The organism is Arsukibacterium sp. MJ3, from assembly GCF_000987765.1.
GTDB lineage: Bacteria > Pseudomonadota > Gammaproteobacteria > Enterobacterales > Alteromonadaceae > Alishewanella.
On record NZ_LAHP01000001.1, the window covers coordinates 306,335 to 329,379 of the forward strand.

The 23,045-nt window shown below is 46.4% G+C and carries 23 protein-coding genes; 3 read left to right on the forward strand and 20 right to left on the reverse strand.

Translation table 11 applies throughout. The annotated features are described in order from the left end of the window. Positions 1-14: 14 nt before the first annotated feature. The 6 genes from tagF to tagH are packed head-to-tail and all read right to left on the reverse strand — an operon-like array spanning position 15 to position 8,796. The gene (gene tagF, locus VT06_RS01355; protein ID WP_235357313.1) at positions 15-743 is read right to left on the reverse strand and encodes a type VI secretion system-associated protein TagF; all 729 of its coding nucleotides are present in this window, start codon (positions 741-743) and stop codon (positions 15-17) included. Further along, entirely contained in the window at positions 725-4,270 is a 3,546-nt protein-coding gene (gene tssM, locus VT06_RS01360; RefSeq protein ID WP_046552442.1) for a type VI secretion system membrane subunit TssM, read from the reverse strand. The genes tagF and tssM overlap by 19 nt, the downstream gene beginning before the upstream one ends. 21 nt (positions 4,271-4,291) lie before the next feature. After that, a complete protein-coding gene (gene tssL, locus VT06_RS01365; RefSeq protein WP_046552443.1) occupies positions 4,292-5,647 on the reverse strand; it encodes a type VI secretion system protein TssL, long form in 1,356 nt (451 codons plus the stop codon). A gap of 19 nt (positions 5,648-5,666) precedes the next feature. Next, positions 5,667-6,998: a type VI secretion system baseplate subunit TssK gene (tssK, locus tag VT06_RS01370; protein WP_046552444.1), complete on the reverse strand. Its 1,332-nt coding sequence runs from the start codon at positions 6,996-6,998 to the stop codon at positions 5,667-5,669. 30 nt (positions 6,999-7,028) lie between these two features. After that, on the reverse strand, positions 7,029-7,529 hold the full coding sequence (gene tssJ / locus VT06_RS01375; RefSeq protein ID WP_235357314.1) for a type VI secretion system lipoprotein TssJ: 501 nt from the start codon (positions 7,527-7,529) through the stop codon (positions 7,029-7,031). A gap of 7 nt (positions 7,530-7,536) precedes the next feature. Continuing rightward, on the reverse strand, positions 7,537-8,796 hold the full coding sequence (gene tagH / locus VT06_RS01380; RefSeq protein ID WP_046552446.1) for a type VI secretion system-associated FHA domain protein TagH: 1,260 nt from the start codon (positions 8,794-8,796) through the stop codon (positions 7,537-7,539). Positions 8,797-9,036: 240 nt separating this feature from the next. Here tagH and VT06_RS01385 point away from each other — a divergent pair, with 240 nt between their 5' ends. Then, positions 9,037-11,079, forward strand: a complete 2,043-nt coding sequence (locus tag VT06_RS01385; RefSeq protein WP_046552447.1) for a serine/threonine-protein kinase — start codon at positions 9,037-9,039, stop codon at positions 11,077-11,079. Between the two features lie 10 nt (positions 11,080-11,089). Here VT06_RS01385 and VT06_RS01390 read toward each other — a convergent pair whose 3' ends face one another. The 11 genes from VT06_RS01390 to hflX all read right to left on the reverse strand — a co-directional run bounded on the left by VT06_RS01390 (position 11,090) and on the right by hflX (position 19,667). Then, positions 11,090-11,902: a cobalamin-binding protein gene (locus VT06_RS01390; RefSeq protein ID WP_052750134.1), complete on the reverse strand. Its 813-nt coding sequence runs from the start codon at positions 11,900-11,902 to the stop codon at positions 11,090-11,092. A 77-nt stretch (positions 11,903-11,979) separates the two neighbouring features. Next, complete coding sequence (gene cobO / locus VT06_RS01395; RefSeq protein WP_046552448.1) at positions 11,980-12,630, reverse strand: cob(I)yrinic acid a,c-diamide adenosyltransferase; 651 nt, start codon at positions 12,628-12,630, stop codon at positions 11,980-11,982. A 2-nt stretch (positions 12,631-12,632) separates the two neighbouring features. Next, positions 12,633-13,619, reverse strand: a complete 987-nt coding sequence (locus VT06_RS01400) for an iron ABC transporter permease (protein WP_046552449.1) — start codon at positions 13,617-13,619, stop codon at positions 12,633-12,635. Continuing rightward, entirely contained in the window at positions 13,616-14,401 is a 786-nt protein-coding gene (locus tag VT06_RS01405) for an ABC transporter ATP-binding protein (RefSeq protein WP_046552450.1), read from the reverse strand. The genes VT06_RS01400 and VT06_RS01405 overlap by 4 nt, the downstream gene beginning before the upstream one ends. Before the next feature lie 104 nt (positions 14,402-14,505). Then, entirely contained in the window at positions 14,506-14,883 is a 378-nt protein-coding gene (locus tag VT06_RS01410; protein WP_046552451.1) for a hypothetical protein, read from the reverse strand. A gap of 115 nt (positions 14,884-14,998) precedes the next feature. Next, the gene (locus VT06_RS01415) at positions 14,999-15,310 is read right to left on the reverse strand and encodes a YkgJ family cysteine cluster protein (protein ID WP_046552452.1); all 312 of its coding nucleotides are present in this window, start codon (positions 15,308-15,310) and stop codon (positions 14,999-15,001) included. 183 nt (positions 15,311-15,493) lie between these two features. Continuing rightward, positions 15,494-15,712, reverse strand: a complete 219-nt coding sequence (locus VT06_RS01420) for an amphi-Trp domain-containing protein (RefSeq protein ID WP_046552453.1) — start codon at positions 15,710-15,712, stop codon at positions 15,494-15,496. A 132-nt stretch (positions 15,713-15,844) separates the two neighbouring features. Then, positions 15,845-16,501 carry a peroxiredoxin gene (locus tag VT06_RS01425; RefSeq protein WP_046552454.1) on the reverse strand — a complete coding sequence of 219 codons (657 nt, stop codon included), beginning with the start codon at positions 16,499-16,501 and terminating at the stop codon, positions 15,845-15,847. 38 nt (positions 16,502-16,539) lie between these two features. Beyond that, positions 16,540-17,808, reverse strand: coding sequence for a DEAD/DEAH box helicase (locus VT06_RS01430; RefSeq protein WP_046552455.1), 1,269 nt, complete (start codon positions 17,806-17,808; stop codon positions 16,540-16,542). 45 nt (positions 17,809-17,853) lie between these two features. Further along, complete coding sequence (locus tag VT06_RS01435; RefSeq protein ID WP_046552456.1) at positions 17,854-18,162, reverse strand: DUF6172 family protein; 309 nt, start codon at positions 18,160-18,162, stop codon at positions 17,854-17,856. Between the two features lie 128 nt (positions 18,163-18,290). Then, entirely contained in the window at positions 18,291-19,667 is a 1,377-nt protein-coding gene (gene hflX, locus VT06_RS01440) for a GTPase HflX (RefSeq protein ID WP_046552457.1), read from the reverse strand. Positions 19,668-19,899: 232 nt separating this feature from the next. Here hflX and VT06_RS01445 point away from each other — a divergent pair, with 232 nt between their 5' ends. Together VT06_RS01445 and VT06_RS01450 are read left to right on the forward strand one after the other, a co-directional pair. Then, positions 19,900-20,172 carry a type II toxin-antitoxin system Phd/YefM family antitoxin gene (locus VT06_RS01445; protein ID WP_046552458.1) on the forward strand — a complete coding sequence of 91 codons (273 nt, stop codon included), beginning with the start codon at positions 19,900-19,902 and terminating at the stop codon, positions 20,170-20,172. Continuing rightward, the gene (locus VT06_RS01450; RefSeq protein ID WP_046552459.1) at positions 20,153-20,425 is read left to right on the forward strand and encodes a Txe/YoeB family addiction module toxin; all 273 of its coding nucleotides are present in this window, start codon (positions 20,153-20,155) and stop codon (positions 20,423-20,425) included. Before VT06_RS01445 ends, VT06_RS01450 begins: the two co-directional genes overlap by 20 nt. 523 nt (positions 20,426-20,948) lie before the next feature. Here VT06_RS01450 and VT06_RS01455 read toward each other — a convergent pair. The 3 genes from VT06_RS01455 to VT06_RS01465 form a co-directional block, all read right to left on the reverse strand. Then, positions 20,949-21,587, reverse strand: a complete 639-nt coding sequence (locus tag VT06_RS01455; RefSeq protein ID WP_052750131.1) for a DUF2268 domain-containing putative Zn-dependent protease — start codon at positions 21,585-21,587, stop codon at positions 20,949-20,951. Between the two features lie 116 nt (positions 21,588-21,703). Then, complete coding sequence (locus VT06_RS01460; RefSeq protein WP_046552460.1) at positions 21,704-22,087, reverse strand: hypothetical protein; 384 nt, start codon at positions 22,085-22,087, stop codon at positions 21,704-21,706. Positions 22,088-22,176: 89 nt separating this feature from the next. Continuing rightward, on the reverse strand, positions 22,177-22,542 hold the full coding sequence (locus VT06_RS01465) for a hypothetical protein (protein ID WP_235357315.1): 366 nt from the start codon (positions 22,540-22,542) through the stop codon (positions 22,177-22,179). Positions 22,543-23,045 lie beyond the last annotated feature (503 nt).

The window sequence follows — 23,045 nt, forward strand, 5'->3', positions numbered from 1 at the left end:
CAAAACCATCCATATTAATAGTGAATTTGTTTTTGTTGCCAGTTCCAGCGTGTCCAGTCGCCATCCAGCATAGCGGCATACTGGCTAACTTGCGGTAAGCCGGAGGTAACCAGTAAACAGGGAGTAACGTGCTCAGAACCAGCCGTCCACCACAAGCAGTAACGGGAAAATTGTTGTAAGTAACTTTGGTGTAGCAGGGCCAGACTATCCAACGGCTGATTAGCACTGATGGTCCAGGCCTGACGGATAGCTTCATTACTGCTTTGACTGACACTAAAGCGTGTAGCTTGTGGCCAGGCTATCGCCAGTTTGCTTAATTCTGCTAACCAATGCTGCAAGTTAAACCCCTCGTCAAGTGTCGCCAGCGCCTGCTGCTCCAAGCTGTCAGTCCAGCCGCTTTCTTGCCAGGCCTGCACCGGTGTTACCGCCAGTTCAGCCGCCAACGTAAAGGGATAATGGCGACCAACCTGATCAGCCGATGGCATCAGGGTACCTGCCATAGCCTTGTCACTGCAGACCCCTGGCGATAACGCAAAATGCCAGATGGGGCTAGTTAAGTAGGTTTCGAGCCAACGAGTCCCTAATTGCTCGCGGCTAACCGCCAGCACCGCTTGCAGCCACTCATGCCAACTATCAACAAATGCCACATCGAGGTCTTGCGCCAGAAAATCACCTTGGCTGATAATTTTGCCGCAAATCCCTACCGGGCTTGCTAGCGCTTTCATTACAGGTTGGCCGGACACGAGAACGCCTCCAGTTCATTACTCCAAAATGGGGTATTTACCGTATCTGGCACTAATTCCAGCCGCGCTTTATTGCCCTGAACCGCCAGATAAAGCACCTTATCATCGCGAGTTTCTGGCCGCTCCTGGGTAAGTTCATCCAGTAACCTGAACCAGGACCACTCGCCTTCATAGCTGGCGTTAGCCGATAAACCGGCATTTGCCGGGGTAAACACCAACCGGGTTTGCAGCTTTTTCCGATCGCCGGGCCAGTAAAACTGACTGGAGCGGGTTGGGCCGTGGCGGTAAGACAGTTCCTGGCCATCAATATCTAACATAAGATGGGTGATATGCCGGTCAAGAAATAATGGCTTTAAACTAAACCCCACTTTAAGTTTTTGGCTTCCAGCTTCAAAAAAGGTGCTGCGAATGCGCTGAGCACGTTGAAACGTTTTCAACACATTGGCATTCAGACCAATGTCTTTTTTAAAGGTCCAGTTAGTGCGGCTGGTATTTACGAAGGGGCTCAAATAATCTTTAAAAAAGCTATCCAACGTGCCACCATAACCAAAAAACCGCTCAAAATCACGTAGCTTAATATCTTCACTGGCTCCACGGTTTAACGGATAACGACCCGCTATTGCCCCGCGATACTCGGTTAACACTTTACCATGCCAAGCTTCATTAATATGCTGGCGACTGCCGCGGGCAAATAATTGAGCGGTGTCACTGGACAAATTCCCCAACCAGTTACTAAATGGCGCCGGGAGTTCGCTGCGTAAGCGACGTAACTCAATATTCAGCTCATTGCCTCCCTGCGAATTAAGCTGGTTGGCATAAGCTTGCCGCGCCCTGCCCCCCGGTACATACAGGCGTTCCAGATATTCATAGTAACGCCGAGTGGTCTGGGCTATTTGCTCAAGCTGGGTCGGTTCAATGGCTAATAGTGCAGAAAATGCAGCTTCAACTTCCTTGCCTGGCAAGCTGCGGCTGACATCTGGCATTTCATCAGGTAACAAGCGGTTCAAACGGGCGGTCTGGCTGGAAAACTGAGTTTGTGCCACTTTACTGGCCACATCCGCCGCCATATCCAGCTCGGCTGATGCAGGTAATTGCGTTAACCGTAAATTTTTCTGAGCCGCTTTAATGATACTTTGTATAGGCTGCTCTGGCCCCGCCAAAATTTTAGTGTGGGCCAATCCCTGCTCAACATTAATAATTGGCTGCATTTCAATATCATTTAATAGTTCCTGCCATACATACACGTAGTCCCGTAAATAGCGCATGGTAACTTCTGCCGATAATTCAGTATTACTTTGTTCTGTAGCACCGACTTGCTCATCACCATACACCCAGCTATCAGCCATTAACTGTCGAATGATCCGACGCTTTTCAATATTAAAAACACCATGAAACCCTTGATAAGTGTATAAACCGGAGATCCCCTGACGCAGAGGTTTACCACTGCGCCGGCTAAATAAGGTAACACTGTCGGTTGCCAGCACATCCGATAAGCGAAAATCAGGAATATGGCTCTGCATCAATTCAGTGCGGATCCGCTGATAAGCGCGCTCTGCCAGCGGCACTGTCATCAGTAAATCGCGCGTGCTGGCCACTACAGTTTCATCATATCGCGCGCCTTGAATACCGGCCTGAAGCACCGCATCCAAATGGCGTTGTAGTGAGATACGAAGCGGCTGGTTTATCTCAGCAGGCAACATCCGCTGCGTGTATTGAGAAAACCAGGCCTGAACTTGCTCTGCGTCATAATGTTCAGCCTGAAAAATCATCAGATAGGTTTTTAACGTTTCGTATAGATAATCACGATGCTCGGTATACTGCTGCATGTCAGTGATTAAGCTTTGCAGCATAAAAGGCACAAAATCGGCGTACAGTGCTCGCTGATAGGCCGTTTTAGCTGACTGACCAAGTTTGTCACCCTGATATAACCCCAGGTTTTTCGGGCCATCTGCCGGCAATAAACCGGCATAACCAGCAGGCATATCGCGCAGCACATTAAGCTGCTCATTAAGCTGCAACATCGACCTCGTTGCCGCGACGTGTTCGATGCTCTGGTAATGCTGCAGTGACAGCGCCATTTCATCCACTAATTGCCGGTTCCATTGGTAACTTGCGGTCCAGGCACTGAGTAACCATACTGACAATACTGCCGTCGTAGCCAAGGTGCCGTGGCGGATCCAGCGATGTTTATTTTTATGCTGCAAATTAACCGATGCCAACTCGCGCTCCGGGATCACAATCTGCTCAAAAAAGCGCTTTAAGAAATAACTTTTGCCCGCACCGGTATGACAACGCAGCGGTGGCTCGGCCAGGCCAAAGCTACCGCCAAGCTGCGCCATAACCCGATCAATCGGTTGGCCTTGCTGGGTAGCGCTGGCAATATAGACCCCACGGAACATGGTGGCTTTTTCAAACGGATTGGGTGCAAATATTTCTTTTAAAAAATCGTCGGCGGCGCTTTGTAACAACCTTAACTGCCGGGGAAATTCGTAAATTGCCGCACGGCTGTGTTGCTCGCGCTCGGTTTGCAGGCGGCTAAACAAACGCTGATGCAGCCGGTTAACCATGGCATGAAACTCTTTATTAAACTGTGCCACCACGCCTTTTTCTTCATTTTCAGCCTCAAGCGCGAAGGTAGTGCCCCATACCTGGTCTCTGTCTTCTGGCGCTAAGTCGTCAAAGAACTCAGAGAAACCGGCAATTAAATCTGCTTTGGTAAACATCACATAAACTGGAAAACTCATCCCCAGCTGGTTTTGCAATTCCTGCACGCGCTGTTTAATTGCTCTGGCGTGTAAATTGCGCTCAGTACGCGTTTGGTTAAGTAAATCAGCCAGGCTGACAAACACAATCACACCATTAATCGGCCGGCGTGGCCGATGTTTACGCAGCAACCCCAGAAAGCCCTGCCAGGCCGTGGCGTCCTGCTGTGCATGGCTATCTTGCGTGGTATAGCGTCCGGCGGTGTCAATTAATACCGCCTGATTGGTAAACCACCAGTCGCACTGGCGGGTACCGCCAATACCTTCTATTGCATCAACCCCCATTTGCTCCTTTAACGGAAACTCCAGCCCAGACTGCTGCAGCGCCGTGGTTTTACCTGATCCTGGCGGACCAATCAGCATATACCAGGGTAACTGGTATATATCTCGCGCCTTGCTAAAACGGGCATTTTTTAAAATATCCAGCGCTTTTTGCATCCGGCTGCGCAATATTTCAATATCGCGTTTCGCCATGGCATCCTGTTGTTGATGTTCATCGCCGTTTAACAAAGTGTCTACCGCTTGCATATTAGAGCGATCCTCACGTAAGCCCCGTATATAATGGCTTGCACCCCATATCAGCGCGATAACCAGTAGTGTGAGAAGCCTCGCAGTACTGCTGGCGAGCGGTTCAACGCCTGCAATGGCCACTAGCGGACCACCAAACCAAATTAACAGCGCCAGTGCCGTTAACCCCACTAGCGTAACAAGCCAGCCTGTGGTTAAAATGCGGCGTATTGAGAGGAAAAATCCATTAAATTTCATACATCTAATCCTTGCACTTCACTATTGCGGTAATAAATCAATTTCAACCCGCCGGTTAAGAGCACGGTTTTCTGGGGAGTCATTTGCCGCTATCGGATCCGCTTCACCCCGGCCTTCAGGCCACAGCCGACCATGCAGCTGGCCACCCACAGCCAGCGCATCCGACATCGCATTGGCTCTGGCTAACGATAAATGCCAATTTGACGGATATTTGCTGGTAAATATGGGTAAATCGTCGGTAAAGCCGCTAATCAGAATTCGACCATCAGCCCCTTCCAGTGCCCGGGCAATTTTGCTAATAACTGGTTGAAAACTTTCATTGATGGCTACCCCGCCAGGGGTAAACAAATGATGCAAACCTACCCGGATCCGCACCCGATCAGGCAGCTCAATTACCTGCAACATGTCACGGCTAATTTCAGTTTGTAGCAGCTGTTGCAGGCGTATAGCATCCTGATATGGTTGGCCATTCTGGCCTGAGACATATGCTGGCTGCCAGTCAACCAGGGCATTTAACTCGCGGTGAACCTGATCAGAATATTGGTTAACCTGATAGTTAAGGGTCATGTATACCCCCAATAAGAGGGCTGCAACCACAGCGCTCAATACCCATAACGGCAGTCTGGTTTTCAAAGCATCAGAGTGCACCACCTCACTACGCCATTTAGGTGACAGTTCCCGTGCCGGTGCCCCCCGTTGGCTACGAATGGCTTTGTAGGCCTGGTCTTTTACCAACTCTAGTTTTTCATATCCACGGTCGGCGACCCGCATCTTGCCTATAAAACCGAATGACAAACATAAATATTGTAGTTCCAGTAACATCAGATTTTGTGCGGGTTGGCTAATGGCATTATCCAGCAACGTAAAAAAATATTCGCCGCCAAAAGTTTCGTTATGAAAGGTAGACAACAAGCTTTCAGTCGCCCAGTCACTGTTGCCACCCCAGCTGGTATTCAGCACTATTTCATCGATAAAACAACATAAGGTGTAGCGAGCTTGCTCAATAACATCGGCCAAAATTCCTTTGGTCCGAAGCTGCTGCTCATAGTGATTAATCAGGTTAATACACTGCTTTTTTAACCCATTAACATCATTATGACTGGCCGTGCTGCGTATAGGAGCCACCAGCGAAAACAACATTGCCGCTTCGTCAACCAGTACATTGTCGCTAACAGATAGCGTTTGCAGCCCCTGGCTATTAACATTTCTGCGATTACCGGTTGCTATGCGGGTTTTGTCATTGTTTATGCTACTACCGGGAAATGTCGCGGCAGCAGTACTTGCAGCATTAGCGGGTTCAGCCACATTAGCAGGCACGGCCTCAGACCGGCTGCTGCGGCCACCCGGCCGCGGTTTCATAATAGTGTGATCAGACATTGCCAGCTATCTCAGTTAATCAGGCTTTTATTGCCCAGAGTTCAAGTTTTAACCCGGGATAATTTCCCGACAAATGCAAAGCCAGTGCGCCGCTGTTGGCCAGCCGTTGCCAGTAAATACTGCTTTTATCCAGCTGAAAGTAGTGATAGCCGGCATGATAAGGCACTTGCCTCGGCGCTACCGGCAAACCGGTTACCGCTATGCCTGGGAGTTGGTTATTTACCAACTCACGGATATGCTCAACCGGGCCAATTTTAAGTCTGGCGGGTAAATGTTTACGAATTTCTTCACTGGGTAAATCAGCACTAACTGCTAACACAAACTGGGCGTACTGCAACAGCGTTTTATCAGTTAACGGTGACACTAAAATACCAAATTTTGCCTGCTCTAATGGCAGGGCCTGGGCGGTTTGCTCCAGCACGACACTTAGCGTTTGGTTCATAATTACCGCTAAATTGCCAAACACCGTGGTTAAATCGTCATGAATATAAGCAGGAAACTCAGGTGGCCTTTTATCTTTGCTGGTAAACGTTGCTAATTCACCTAACATACTCACCAGCAATTGATAAAGTGCCAGCGGATTGGTACCATCAAGGTGTTGCCAATGCTTTAACAGTGGCTCGTAACGATTAAGCACCTGCAACATCAAAAAGTCAGCAATTGAGCTACTGTTGCTGCCCTGACCTTTACTAATTCTGCCGCTTAACGCCTGCGCCCGCTGATTAAGCATGCCCAGCGTCTCGCTTAACAACGCTTTTAGTGGTGGATTACGCTGCACATTCAGCAATGGCGGAATAAATTTATCATCCAGCTTTACGTCACCGTGCTCAGTCACTTCCCTAATTCGGGCAATAGCCACACCAATAAAGCCACTTCTGTCATCACTTTCCAGCTTCAGCAACACCCTTAGCCTGGCTAATTGCAAGGTCTCGACGGCCGTTTCGGCTAAACTGGTATCGGTAAGAGTATGATCTGCAAACTGAAAACGGGTTATCTGACTACTTTGTTGTTCAGCAATATTCAGGCCGTTAACCTTATCGGCTGCTAGACACAAGTAAACCTGTTGGTCGCGACAGCCCTTAGAAATACTAAGGGGTGCTGGCAGAGGTTCAATATCAGGTAATTCCAGTAAGGTACCGTCGGGTAAAATGCCACGAACAGCCGACAATCCAAACTGGCTGAATTTTAAACATTGACTGTCTAGCTGATAATCAAAAAGCCCCCAGCTAAAGGGCGCTAGCTGCGCCTGGCGTCGTTGCTGGCTGTACTGCAGATGGCGGTCTTGCTGCTGAAAATGCTGTGGTCGTAAAAACATGCCTTCTGACCAGGCTATTTTACTAAATTCACTCATTGCATTATTACTCCGGGCACATTACCGCAGTTAGCGGTTAGGCCGCTCTAAATCGTGTTCTCGGATATACACTGCCAGCTTATCAACGTAGAGATAAAAATCGTCATAACCCGTCGGTTTTACATCTACTACCGCCCGCCAGCGTGCACCTTCAATATCACGATATGCGGCAATAACGGCAACAGCCTTGGTCGTCGGTAATAAGGCCATTTTATATTCGTTACGTTGTCCGGGTTCAAACACCAACTCATCTATGCGCAGTAAATCGGTGCGCAGGGTTTGCTCCGGATTGTCGTACAACGCAAAAAAATCCTTATTTTCAAATACCGTTTTCGACGCCAGTTCATACACCCGTATAATCACTGGGGACGGTCGCTGGTCCGCATCAGGGTTAATATCTTCCGCTACCCGAAAATGCAGGGTAGTTGACGGAGGAAAAGTAGAATAGACCGCCTGGCAGCCAGTGAACAAGCTGAGACACAACATGACTAACACCAGCAGGTAGATCCGTTTCATAAGTGACAACTCCATTACTATGTCATTTTCGGTTAGTTAAATAGTCTTCATAAGCCTGAATAAAATCATCATTTACCCCACCTTTTGCGGTTCGGTTTACCTCACTGATTAACTGCTGATGTAACGCCTGATACACATTCCAGTAGCGGCTGTAACGCTGCGCCGGGTTAACCTTATCAATAAAACGGATTCCCATATCGCGCCGCTCAATCACCTCAGGGTTTAGCTGAATCAGCAGCCCCTGCATTGCTCCGGCAGCACCAGCAATAATGGCCGCTTCATGCTGGTTAATGTCCGCAAAAGCAGCAGTAATAGCTTGACGGGGCGCCATAAAACTACTGACATTCTGGTTAAACAAGTTATGAAAAGCTTCATTAACATTGGCCGAAAACTTCAGTGGATTGTTTTCCCGTTGCTGAAAAGTAGTTTGATTTACCCGCAAATTATTTTTCATTTCAGAGCGTGACCGCATCACGTCAATCACGCCTTGTAAAGACGCGTGTAATGCTTCACCTAACTGGCCCCACCACGCAGGATTTTGCAACTGCTGAGCTGCAGGCACAGAAACTTGCAAGCCACTAAGAAAAGCTTGCAAGCATTGATCGGCGTTTTCTTGTTGAGTGGACAGAACAGCAGTAAGCGGATTAGGGTCTTCTGTTACCAGATTTAACGGCTCATTGGATAAAGCATCTTGCTGCCACTGTGGTTGCCAGTCATCGGGGATCACGCTTTGCGGCGGCGCAAAACTTTCGGTTAGCATATCGTTATTTGCGAGTACATCAGCATTTTGATTCGCCATGCGACCTGATAACATACTACTAGCACCTGACAGGGAAGTTTTTGTATCAACCGCTGTAATGCTTTGTTGACCCGCCAGATTACATTCACTTACTGCAAGCCCTTGCGTGGGCCAAGCTGCTGTATTAAAGCGTGGCTGCTGATTAGACGAAACGATAGCAACATTTATTTCATAGTCACCCAGGCATAACAAATCGCCATCGGCTAACTGGCGCTTATTACCATTTCCCAGCGGCGTCACCGAACGATTAACAAATAAGCCGTTGGTAGAATTATCAGCAATCCAAAAACCATCGTTGTTAAAACTTATCTGGCCATGAATACTGGAGACCACCCGTTCCGGATCCGGTAAATGCCAGTCAGCATGCTCGGCCCGACCTAAGGTGCCACCTTTACTGTCAAAGCGCTTTAGCGCTACCTGACGAGGTGATAAACGATGATAACTTAACACTGACAACTCGAGTAACCTGTCCGTCTGACTCACTTAACGCCCCCGCCAGCATTGCATCACTATAAAACAATTAATTTACCAATATTTACTGGATAAAAGATTATCGCTATAAAACAACCAAGTCAATGTATATTTAATTTACATTTATGCAATTTTACTTGATGTTTTTTCATCTAAAGCTAAAATAACCAGGCTTAATCGACAGTAATATCTGCTTAAGCGTTGCCAAACAGCAGTAACTACGCAGAATAATTAACAAGGGTAACCATTGAGATGTCTGACAACGCCGAAAAAACAACACCTGCTGAGAACACTGCCGCCATTAGCAAAGACAATACGGCAACAACGACAGCCGATGATAATGACAAAACCCGTTTTGCCCGCCCTCTTGCCACTGTTGCAGAACCCGCCACTGATTTAAGCGGTACGACAATTAAACAACGCTATTTGTTAGAGTGTAAAATTGGCTCAGGTGGGATGAGTGACATTTATCGGGCACGGGATACGTTTTTAACGCAAGCCGGCGTTAATGATAATCAGGTGGCTATTAAGGTATTACAACCGCAATTTGTCAGCCAGCCCGAGGCGCTGCAATTGCTGCTGCAAGAAGCTCATAGAACCCAACAACTGTCTCATCCTAATATTGTCAGAGTGTTCGATGTAGACAGTGATCAAGGCCGCTATTTTATTGTGATGGAGTATCTGGATGGCGAAAGTCTTGAGCAGGTTATTAAACGTTATAAACCAAAAGGGTTGACGCTGGGTGCTGCACTAAAACTGCTTAATCAGCTTGGCGCTGCACTACGTTATGCTCACAGCAAAGGCATAGTACATGCAGATTTAAAACCAGCTAATATTATAGTTAACCGGGGCGGTCTGTTAACAGTACTGGATTTTGGTGTGGCGCATACGCTACAACTTAACCACGATATGTATGCTGCAGAGCAACACAATCCTGCTGCAGCATTAAGTGGCTACACTCCGGCGTACGCCAGTGTTGATTTACTGGCAGGTAAAACACCGGCAGTTACCGACGACACCTTTTCATTTGCCTGCATAAGTTATGAATTACTGACCAGCAAGCACCCTTTTGAGCGGATCCCGGCCAATAAAGCCGCGCAGCAGCTTAAGCAAGCGGATAAGCCCGGCCATGTAAATCCGTTACAATGGTTGGCATTAAAGCAAGCGCTGCAGTTCGATAGCACAGCGCGCAGTATCACTATTCAACAGCTACTGCGGGCGTTTAACCGCCGTTACTGGCCCCTCGCGACTGTTGCCTGTATCGCCGTGCTGGCAGCGGGCGGGTTATGGCATATGTATAGCCAGCAACAGCAACAACTTATAATACTGCACCAACAACAACAGCAGCAACAGCAACAACACAATACTTATTTACAACTGGCCGACAGTAACCCGGCAGATTTTTTAGTCAGGTTTACTGCGCTAGAAGATGCCGAACCGTTAATTCGTGCGGGCTTGCTACAACTGCAATCAGACAAGCTGCTGGCCTATTTCGAGCAGCAGATTGATCAGGTAATTAGTGATCGTCGCTTTACTTATCCTGATTATCCAAAAATTGAACGATTACTTAGCCAAGCCCGTCAGCTTTATCCCGACTCTTACTATTTGTCAGATATTGCCGCGAATATGCGTCGCAGTAAACAAACCGCTCTTGATGTGCTTCGCAATCAGCTAAATAGCCTGTTGGTGAATCAGCACTATCAGCAGGGCCTGGTTGGCAATGATACTGATACTGATATTTTTACTATTCTCGAAGATATTAAACGGATCGAGCAACACTATACTGTGGTGCCTAACGAGGAAGAAATCATTGCTTATCAAACGGCATTTGCCCAAGCCAGTAGCGAGCATAACGCGCAGGTGCTGCATGCACTTATTAAAGTCGGCAAACATGTTTTTGCTGCCAGCGAGCAAACCCGGGAATTATTGATTTACGGTGAACAATTACAAGCAGCAGTAGCTGCTATGGCCGCTTTTGATGCGGCAAAACAGACGGCAAATCCATTACCCTTCCCCCATCAGGAAGCGGCGGTATTTTATAAACACACCTTTGAGCAGCTCGCGGCAACACTAACGACGAGCAGCTCTGCCAGCGAAACCGATGCAGTATTTAAACAATATCAGTATTACAGTAGCCTGTTACCTGCCGATTTTAATTTATTAATGGCTTTAAAACGGCAACTGGCCAACAAGTATTTGGCCTTATCAGGTGAGATGTTAAAAACCAATCAGATACGCAGTGCCGAACGGCTGATGCGCCGCGCCAATACCTTAATGAGCAGTATTAATAGCTAAATATTATTTATTAACGGTATTGGTCCAGCGCCTGACATAGCGCACGAACTCCTTGCAATGTGCGGGGGCTGGTGCGATACAGTAAGTCTGCGTCAACCGTTAAAAAGCGGCCTTGGGCTACCGCCGGTATAACCTGATAAGGTAGCCAGTAATTAACATCAGCCGGTTTAGCGCCGGCGGTGGCTTGAATAATTATCTGCGGTTGTGCTTGCAATACTTGCTCTATGCCCGGCTGCGGATAGTCGCCTACGGCATTCTCAATAATATTATCGCTAGCGCACAGGCTAAGTGCTTGCGCCGGCAATGCCCGGTTAGCTGCCGACGTTAATGGCTCGGTACCCATGCTAAAAAACACCGTTAACCGGGTTTTATGCTGATACTCAACTTTAAGCGCAGCAAGCTGTTGTTCAAACTCGGCAGCAATGTGCTCAGCCTGCGCCTGCCTGGCCGTTAATTGCCCTAAATGGCGCAGTTCGGCTGGTATATCGCTAATAAGCTGTGGATCAGAGAAGGCCACATTAAGGCCAAATTGCTGTAACCGGCTAATATCTGAGGCGATATTGCCGGTTTTCCAGGCGATGATTAAATCGGGCTTTAAGGCTAATATGGCCTCTATATCGACCCCGGCGTAGTGCGCCACTTGCGGTAATGCCAACGCAGCAGCCGGATAATCACTATAAGCACTTACTGCCACCAGTTGCTCGTCGGCGCCAATGGCATACAGCATTTCGGTAATATGTGGCGCCAGGGCAATAATACGTTGCCGCGGCGCATGGTATGCAGTTTCCCCTGCAATAACCTTAGCCTGCATGGTTAACAGCACACTTATTGCCAGCAACAACAGCTGATTTTTATACAGCCTTATGCTTCTAAACCCTGTGCTGCTTGTTTGAATAAATGTTACCAATCGATACCACGCTGCGCTTTAATGCCGGCGTCAAAAGCATGTTTAACTACCTGTACTTCACTGACGGTATCGGCCATTTCAATTAATGTGCGATGGCAAGCACGGCCAGTAATAACCACATGCTGCGCCAGCGGCCTATTTTGCAGTGCCTTAACAATACGTTCTAACTCAATATAATGATAACTAACCATGTAGGTCAGTTCATCCAGCAGTACTACGTCAATAGTAGGGTCGGCTAACATTTGCTCGGCCCGGGCCCATACTCCCTCTGCTGCAGCAATATCAGCCGCTTTATCTTGGGTATCCCAGGTAAAGCCGGTGGCCATAACCGCAAATTCTACCTGATGCTGTTGCAACAGGTTACGCTCGCCACACTCCCAGCTGCCTTTTATAAATTGCACTACGGCGGCCGTTAAACCATGGCCTACCGCCCGGGCAACAGTACCAAAACCTGAAGTAGACTTACCCTTGCCGTTGCCGGTAATAACCAGTAACAGTCCCTTTTCTACCGTTGCCTTGGCAATACCCTGGTGTACCTGCTGTTGTAATTTTTGTTGGCGCGCTTTATGACGTTGTTGCCCGCCAGCTTGGTCGTTATTTGCATCGTCGTTAGTAGTTTGGTCGTTGTTCGTTTGCTTGGGCATGGTTAGCTTGTGCTCCTGCGTTGTCGCATTATTACCAGAAAAAACACACTTCCCAGTACGGAAGTAATAATACCCAGCGGTATTTCCTGGGTTAGCAAAGCACTACGCGCCAGATTATCTACCCAGACCAAAAATAAGGCACCAACTACCGCACAGCCTAGCAGTAACGGTACTGCGGTAACACCAAAAAAGTAGCGTACCAGATGGGGGATCATTAAACCGACAAAAGCAATGCCGCCACACTGCGCTACGATGCAGGCCGTAACCAGTGCGGTCAGCAATAGCAAAATAAAACGTAAGCGCGTCGGGTTAACACCAAGGGTTTGTGCACTTTCATCACTAAGCAACAAAGCGTCCAGCTGACGGCGCAGCATTAACGCAACTAACAGCAATACACACACTGCTGGGGCAATGATGACAACACTGTCCCAGTTGGTGCGGCTTAAACTGCCCATTAACCAGAAAATCACCTTATTTGCGGCAAACGGATCGGCAAAATATAAAATAAAACTGCTGATAGCACTTAACATAAATGACACCGCAACACCGGCCAGCAAGGTCATTTCAATTTTTCGCCATTGCTTGCCCATACACACCAAAAACACCAGTGCCACCGCAAACAAGGCGCCTAAAAAGGCGGCTAAGGTTAGGCTTAATATGTGCGCAGGCAGTAAAATACTGGCGATGCTGGCGCCAAGGCCCGCCCCGGCCATTAAGCCAAATAAGTAAGGGTCGGCTAATGGGTTACGGCTGGCATTTTGCAACACCGCGCCGGCTATCGCTAAGCCGGCACCTACCAGCATAGCGCAAAGTAACCGTGGCAACCGCACCTGCCAGATAATGGTACTGGCTAACGGATTATGCTGGCTACCCATCAAGGCTTGCCAAACATCGGTCACAGTTAAACTGGCGCTACCAATGGTTAGGCTTACTACGCCACTGACCAGTAATACCAATAGCATTATTACCAACAGGATGGGCTGTTTCATAGCGCCATCTCAGTGGCAAAAAATGTAACTTGTAACTTACCATGCCGCGGATGCACAGTAACATCACAAGGTAATTGAAACACCCGGCTCAACTGCTCACTGGTGAGTACCTGTTCCGGGCTGCCAAAAGTCAGTAACTGCCCCTGATGCAGCAAGGCAATTTTATCGCAGTAGCGGGCGGCTAGATTAAGATCATGTAAACAAGCCAGTACCGTTTTACCCAGTTTGCGGCTAAGTTGCAAAATCTGATGCTGATATAATACATCCAGATGGTTAGTGGGTTCGTCTAGCAGTAATAAGTCTGCCTGCTGTACCAGGGCACGGGCTAAATAAAGCCGCTGTAACTCACCGCCTGATAAGGTTTCAACTACTGCCTGAGCTTTTTGCCATAAGCCTAACTGCGTTAATGCCAGTTTAATGTGTTGCTCATCAACACTGGTATTACTGTCAAACCAGCCTTTATGTGGCAGTAACCCCATGGCGGCTATCTGATAAACCGTCAGGGCAAATATGGGAGGGCTTACCTGGCTTACACTGGCAATTTTCATAGCGCGTTGCCGGCCAGACATTTTTGCCAGCGAACGCTGCTGCAGCACAATATCACCCGAACTTAGCGCCATAGTACCGTTAATCAGTTTTAACAGACTGCTTTTACCGGCCCCATTTGGGCCAATAATGCCAACAAAGTCACCTTTGTTTACGCTAAAACTCAGCGGCGCCAGGATACTTTGAGTATTAATGGTTAACGAAGCCTGGTGAAGTCGTAAAAACGCCGATGACAAGCGTAGCTCCTACATTTTCCTGTTTAAAAAAACACTGCCGGCATTTTGCCGGCAGTGTTTACGGTTAACTTTGATGTGGTGCCAATATAAAACTAACGCTAGCGTTAGTTTAAATGCGCCAACAGGGTTTGGTCTAAACCATCTTCATTAAGTATTTTTACAATGGCCTGGCAGTGATCAAGGGTAAAATCACCTTCACCTATCTGGGCATTTAACATATTGCGACGTTTTAATACAATTTCAGCCACTTGTTTGCCATCACCCAGCTTAGCATGTAGCTTGTCTAACCACGGATAGAGCTTTTTCTCAACATCATAAGCGGCTTGGCGTACTTCTGGATGAAAGTCCTGACACGCATTAATGTTCAACAAATAAAAGTTTAGGTAACCGGCTACGGTTATCAGTTTATAATCCTGAGTGTTTGCCTGCACCGGTGCAGTTACTATCAACGCGGCCACTGCGGCACCTAACCATTTTTTCATTGTTATTCCCTGTCATCTGTTGCTAATTATGCTAACCAATCTAAACATAAAATGGTGGTTTTGCAATCTTGCCACCAAAAAAAGCCTGTTAATCATGCCACAACACCACATTGGGCTAACTGGCAATACCCTGCTCGGCTCTTTCGGTCAGGCATTCGTACGAGCCGGTAGCAAACTCCCGGCAAACCCAAGGTCGCTGCTGGTAAATAGTACAACGGTAGGTGTCACGATCCAGCGCTGAGCACCAACCATCATCTAATCGCAGCATGGTTTCACCACCCCATTCATCAACGGCAATATGCTGCTTTGGAACGCCGGTATCCGAAATTATCATTACCTCCAGCCGACAACAGCACGCCTGGCAACTGGCGCAAGTAACAGTAACGGTATCGTTACTGAGCGCTAAATTGGTTATTTCAATATTCATTGTTAATTCTATCCTGCCCAGATAAGACAGTCTGCTGCAGTTGTAAGCCAGCAACTTACTTCGGCTAGGTGAGTCAGATTTACATGCTCTATTTTATAATTTATTTTATAATTTATTTTATAATTTATTTTATAAAATAGCCTCACTAAAACTGTGCTCGATTATTATTTGTATCGTCAATGGCTACTCATGCGACCATTTTATTTGAAACTCAATTTCTTCACTGGTTTCATCACGTTCATGTTCAATACTAAACGTAGCTCTGGCAGGCACATAAATTATTTCATTGGCAATTTGTATTTCAAACTTACTGCCTTGTTCTATGGCGTCCGCAAGTCGACGAAGTTTGGCAACAAATTCAGATGTCGGGTAATTTTTTTCAATATCACGTTGCTGTTTCATATTCACTCCGCTTGCCAATACACGTATGGCCTTACTCACTGTAGTTTACTTAACATTGACGAAATAGCCGTAACGCTATTTCGTCAATCAACCAACGGTTAAATCATACTGGCTTGTTATTTACGCAACGCGCTATTTTTTCGGTGCATTGGTGAATCGTAAATAAGGAAGCTTAATGGTCAGATTGCCAAATTTTTCTTTCGCTTGCTCATCGTTCAAACCCAACCCCACAATCACATCCTGACCAGGAACCCAGTTAGCCGGGGTAGCGATAGGCAAGCCATCTGTCAGCTGAATAGCATCCAGAGCACGCATAATTTCTGCGAAATTACGCCCGACAGACATTGGATACGACATGGTTAGGCGCACCTTTTTATCCGGGCCGATAATAAATACAGTACGCACGGTAGCGGTGTTGGCAGGCGAGCGATTTTCGGCTAAATAAGCACCAGCTGGCAGCATGTCGTAAAGTTTAGATACCTGCAAAGACGTATCATCAATAATCGGGAAGTCGGCAACGGCTCCGGAAAACGTTTCGATATCGCGCTTCCATTTAAGATGCTCAGCAACGTTGTCTACCGACACCCCCATAACCTTAGTATTTCGTTTTACAAATTCAGGCACAAGCTGAGCTACTGCGCCAAACTCGGTAGTACATACCGGGGTAAAATCTTTTGGATGTGAAAACAAAATGGCATAGCTGTCACCAATCCAATCGTGCAGTGTGATCTTGCCGTTAGTAGAATCTACAGTGAAATCTGGTGCAATATCGTCAATACGAATAGACATAATGGTATCCCTCAGTGGTTGTTAGCTCAACAAAAGTACTACTTGGCGCTACGTGGTTTACTTTTAGGCTTTGCCTTGTTTGAACTGTCTAGCTCAATAACCGTTTCACTAGCCTTATTGGAACGTCCCGACAATACTTTACGTGAAATACTTTTTAATAATGAGCCACGGTTACTGACGTCAAAGCCGGGTTTAATAATACGTTTTATATCGCTACCAATGAGTTTTTGAATACGCTCTAACGTTTGCTCTTCTTCACGACTAACAAATGAAATAGCATCACCGGCTGCCCCTGCCCGGCCCGTACGACCGATACGGTGCACATAATCTTCAGGCAAATAAGGCAGGTTAAAGTTCACTACATAATCCAGCCCTTGAATATCCAAACCTCGGGCAGCCACTTCGGTGGCGATTAACACTTGTAATTTAGCCGATTTAAAATCAGCGATGGCGCGGCGTCTGGCACCCTGGCTTTTATCACCATGGCAAACCGCAGCGTTAATTTTACTTTTTTGCAGGCCAGCTAATAGCCGGTCAGCCTGCTCTTTGGTGCTGGTAAACACCAACACCTGAAACCAGTTTTTTTCCGCTAACAGTTGTTCAAATAATTCAATTTTACGGCTTTCTTCTACCGCATACACCACATGGTTTACCGTATCGGCCGCACTATTTGTTTTAGTCACCCGTATTTGCTGATGATTATTCAGAATTTTATGAGACAACTCGTTTACTGCAGGCGAGGTAGTGGCTGAGAACAACAAGGTTTGTCGTGCAGTAGCGGTCATTTGCAATAACTTTAATACATCGGCAATAAAGCCCATATCCAGCATACGGTCTGCTTCATCCAGCACCACAAATTCAACGTCACTTAGTATCACATTGCCAAGGGCCATGTGCTCTAACAAACGGCCAGGGGTGCTAATAACCATATCTACGCCAGCGGTTAATTTGTTGGCTTGGCCACCCATTTTAACGCCACCGTATAGTGCCGTTACCTTAATAGGTAAAAACTGTGCATAACCACTGATAGCGTCGGCTAATTGCTCTGCCAATTCACGGGTTGGCGTTAAAATTAATGCGCGTGGACGCTTCTCTACGGTGGCTTTGGGTTTATCTAGCATGCGTTGTAACAGCGGAATAGCAAAAGCAGCGGTTTTACCGGTGCCCGTTTGCGCCGTTACTTGTAAATCTTTACCCCGGCGCGCTGGTACTATGGCCTGAACTTGTACCGGTGTCATGGTATTGTAACCACACGCATCAAGCGCGCGTTGTAAATCTGGAGCTAAATCTAAAGATGAAAATTGCATAAGTGATCCTCTGTAGAATAGCTACAGTCAAAAATTAGGGGTAAATTATTCAGCGTTGTCTTCAACGTTTTCACGCGGTTTATGTTTACAGGCTTTGGCAATAATTTCGACATAGAAGCTTGATAACGCTTGCGCTAAAGCCGCATCAATATGTTTATTAATGTCAGAAGTAAAGATTTCTGTTGCAACATCCTCTGCTGCACCAAAGCGACAATCGAACGTCCAATAGTCCATACCATTAGGCAGCGACTTACGACGCTCTCTGTTAAGGTACTTTTTAATCTCATGCTTAATAGAGTCGACCAACCGAGCCGGATTTAGCTTGGGGTGAGTTAACGCGATTGTCTTTTTCATCAAAATTCCTACCGATATGCACTGAAAATAAAAGCTGAACACGCTTTAAAACGCGCATTCTACATGGATGAGTAGCAGATAACTGCCACTATCTGCTATTTTCTGTTAAAACCTAAGCCGTACCAACATTACTTTACTTTAAGGCTGCCGCTACCCCAGCTTGCATTGTCTGACATTTCGCGCAGCCTGGCGACCACGGCCGGTGCAGCGCGAAAGCGAAAAAAGGCCCCCGCATCATCAGCGCGTTCTTCCAGCACATTACAAGAGGCAAAGATTTCGCCGCGTAAGCTCTGCGCCGACCAGGGTAAAAAAATCTCAGCCTCAACCAACTGCTGTTGAAAAAAATGCACAATTGCCTGATGTAATGCCGTTATATCGTCCTGTTGGCGCGCGCTAATTACAATACTGTCGGGATATTTTGCCTGCAACTCTGCCTTAAGCGCGTTTTGTGCTACCACGTCATCCAGGTAGTCAATTTTATTGAATACCCGAATACGTGGCACACTATCGGCACCAATCTCGGCCAACACGCTATCGGTTACTTTTAGCTGCATCTCAAACCCAGGATCGCTGGCGTCAATAACATGCAGTAACAGTGAGGCATTAAGGGCTTCGTCTAACGTTGACTGGAACGAGGCAACCAGCCCATGGGGTAAGTTTTTAATAAAACCGACCGTGTCACTCACCAATACCCGTGGCACACTTTCTGGCAGCAAGGTACGTACCTTGGTGTCTAGCGTGGCAAATAATTGGTTGGCCACCAGCACGTCACTGCCGGTTAACGCGCGCATTAAGGTAGATTTACCTGCATTGGTATAACCAACCAACGCCACTTGCGCCAGCCCCGGTTGTCCCTGACGACGTGCTCGCTGCGTATCGCGACTCGCCTCCATGGTATCAATTTCTTTTTGCAGCTCGGTAATACGATCGCGAACTTTAATTCTGTCCATCTGGCTGCGAGACTGGCCCGACCCCCGCCCGCCGGTTCCGCTGCGTTGCCGCCCGGCCGAACCCTCTCGCTTAGCGGCCTCACGCAGACGCGGTGCCATATAGCTCAGGCGGGCAATTTCAACTTGTACCTGGGCGACATGTGAGTGGGCATTGCGATGAAAAATTTCCAGAATGACCACCGTGCGATCCATAACCTCGCAACCCACTTCATTTTCTAAATTAAGTGCCTGCGAAGGTGAAATTTCATGATCAACCAGAACAAAATCTACTGACGCACCAATCGCCAAAGGGTTAGCTTGCAACACAGTATCTAACTCTGCCTGATGGTCTTCTAAAAACTGTCGTATTTCCTCTCGTTTACCCACTCCAACATACGCGGTCGAGTCAAAAGACGAACGTTTTTGGGTAAACTTCCCCACCACCTCCAGCCCTAAGGTTTTTGCCAAGTCACCTAATTCGGCCAACGACGACTCAAATTCGACATCGCTAACGGTATCCAGTTGCACGGCGACAATTAACGCACGGGGCAGGCTTTGTTTTTCGGGGTTTAACATAGGGTAATTTCTCATGGAATTGGGGGGCAGACGTTTATAAACAGGGTGTAACGCCATTAAGTATACACAACATTTTAAACGCGCACCTGAGTATAGGTGCAATACCCTACTTTTATAACGCGCAGCGCTGAAGTGAAGGAGCCGCCGCAATGAAAAAACGGTTGCTGTGCTTGGCCTTATTAGGGCTGCTGGCGTATACTTGTACGGAACTTCCGTACATTAAGGTGCCTTCATGGACACGATCAGTGTAAACAAATTCAGAGATAACCTGAAAAGCGTTGTAGAGCAAGTGGTTAGCAGGCATGAGCCACTCAAGGTAACACGAAGAGCAGGCGAGGCTTTCGTTGTGATAAGCGCCGACGACTGGGAACAAGAACAAGAAACCCTTCACGTTCTACAAAGCAGCAATCTCATGCAGCAAATTGCTGACTCGCTTGAAACCCATACCCGTGGCAAAGGCTATAAACCGACTTGCGAGCAGATGGATGAGATCACTGGTATTTGAAGGCAACACCTGGGAAGCGTATGAGGCTATGCGCGAAAAAGACAAACGATTACACAAGGCCCTGTGCAAATTACTCAAGGAAATGCTGCGATCGGATGACCCTTCATCAGGCTTAGGAAAGCCTGAACCATTAAAGTACAACCTCTCTGGGCTATGGTCTAAGCGGATATCACAGAAAGATCGTTTAATATATCGGTTCGACGACAAGTCCATTTATATCTTCGCTATTGGTGGTCACTACGATCAGCTCTAACACCCTAATAAGTGGCTGATAATATGTAGCTAAAATGTGCAGCGTAACGGAACAGAGCAAACTTTTAGCAATTGCGTATTCCGTAAATAGCTTGCTCATAGACGCCAACGGGAACAGAGTATTTCGATTAATTACATCTATCGACGCAGAGAAATATTCGGTGATGACTTCATTGTTTTCAACTAGAACAAAAGCAACATTTCATCGATTCTCAACTTGTATTTTTTCATTTATAGCACTGATAAATGCCCGCGCATTACTTTTAGGAACATTAGGAGATAGCACCACCTATAAAGAGCACCATATACACTGAAGGCAATCTAAAACCATGATAACCCTAATAGTATTGCAATCGATTTAACATTTACTCATTATCAGGCCTAGTCAACTTGTATCTTCAATGGTAAGCATTAAAGTGGCAGAATTAACACCTCATTAAGAGGTAAGTAATAGTTGGCTAAAGCAAGCGACGAAGGAGCAAATAGTCAACGGTTATCTGCCCTGCTTGAATAGCATGTTATGCTTATATTGCAGCTATGCTGTCGGCCGACGTATTAACAAGGGTTGCAGCACAACCACCATTCTTTTCAATATATTCTGAAACTACATTAAACCCGACCCAGTAACCCGCACGGTTTGGAAATATAGTTTCATCCTCACCTCCAAAATATAATGGATAGTCAAAATTCATTTCATTAAACTGAGATTCCATTTTATTATATAGTTCACGCCATTCATGTTGTTTTATCTCGTCAAAAAACAAAGGTAGTTTGTTTCCATTAAATTTAGTTTCAAAGTGACATGCTAGACCTTCCGCAATTAACACTTGGAACAACGTTTTATCTTCAATACCTGAATTAGCTCTTACTGCATGATGTATTTCATGAGCTATAACAGCAGGCAACTCATCATTAATTACATCGATAATATCTTTTCGGTCCGTATCTAACATTATATCAATAAGATATGGCGTAGTAACACACCCCATAATACCGCTCTTAGTTTTATACTCTTCGGAGCATGGGCTTATAACGATATCTAGTTTTGGTAACGTAACATAATTCTGAATATCACTTAGTGAACTAAGTGTTTTAGACTCTAAAACATCTAAAACGTGGTTGAACTTTTCACTGGCATTTAAAATGTTTATTTTGATACTCATACGATTCCATTGAGCCATAACTATTGATAAGCATAACACCATTTTAAACGGCGGGGCAGCGCTCTTCTGCAACGTCCGTCTTCAAAATACTTGTTAGGCATTACAACATCCGACACCTAAAAAGCATAGTTAAAAATCATGATATAAAAAGGCAAACTGATCGACAAACCAACGAAATTTATAACAAAAAATGATTTTGCAGATACTCCTGACCTTATCCATGAAAGTTTGGGTAACCAGAAAGCACCGATCGAATGTGCAATGACAAGAACTGCATAGAATTGCCAAAACTCTCGTTCTACCAAAGTGACGCTGTAGACATACCCATACATTCCGACACAACCAATCATAATTAAAGGCAAGGTAATGTACTCTTCTATTTGCACAGACTTCGGGGTTTCCTCATATTTCCCTAAAAGCTTAAGCGTGATTTTTGCGGCAAAGCTCAACAAAATGAATGCAGAGAACAAGTACATATAATATTTGAAAAACGTCATCATCTCTGTATGCCTAACGCAAAGCACACGGGCGACGAGCCGCGCAGCGGGTTGGCGTCCCAGCGACCAACGGGAGCGAGTGATGCGTATTGTTAGGCATTTTTCCTCCCCAGCTTAGGCCATTGTTGAAAAGTGCCGACAGCAAATAGAGCGCCGATAAGCAAGCAGATACCTGAGCTTACCAGCCAAAAAGTTAAACTGTTTTCTGGAAACATTGGCATTAAACCAACAAATGAAACACCTCGGAGCAAAAATATACACGTGATGCCAACCAGCGCTAACCTTGTTAGCGGTAAGCGCTTAATAGCACCAGCCCCAGAAAGGGCATAGAACGCCCAAATTAAAAGTATTATAACAATGACAGAAGTAACAATTGTGGGATACCAAAGACCCTGCTCTGCCATCCTGGCCATTTGCTCACCAGCACCAAAGAAGCGATACCAGTCACCGCCAAACACAATGCAACCAACATGAGCAAGGGCAGCTAAAGCACAAAAAAATGCTGCAGCAAGTAAAAACTTATTACTCTCAGAATTCACCTTTCCTCCTTAAATGCCTAACGCAAAGCTTTGGGGCGGCTGCAGCGCAGCGTAAGCCGTCCCAGGCACGACAGTGGCGACAACAGCGCCTTGTTATGTGTTTTTACCATTATGGTTTCTACTAATTGCTGATTTAAGTAACATAAAAATTGCAATTAACCCCAAACCCAACAGCATCACTAGCAAAGCAATACTAAACTGTTCCCATGCTTGGAAGATCAGTAGCAAGTAGACAAATACTATACAAACCAAAAATATATTGCTGATTAAACCAACGTATTTCTTCAAAACGACTTTATTCATAATCTACAGCCTAGTATATATAACGCTTGCAGCACAGGCCGAAACTCGCGCAGCGGTTGAGGTCCAGGCCACGCAGTGGCAGATTGTGACTGCACTTGTTATGTTTAAAATGCATAAAA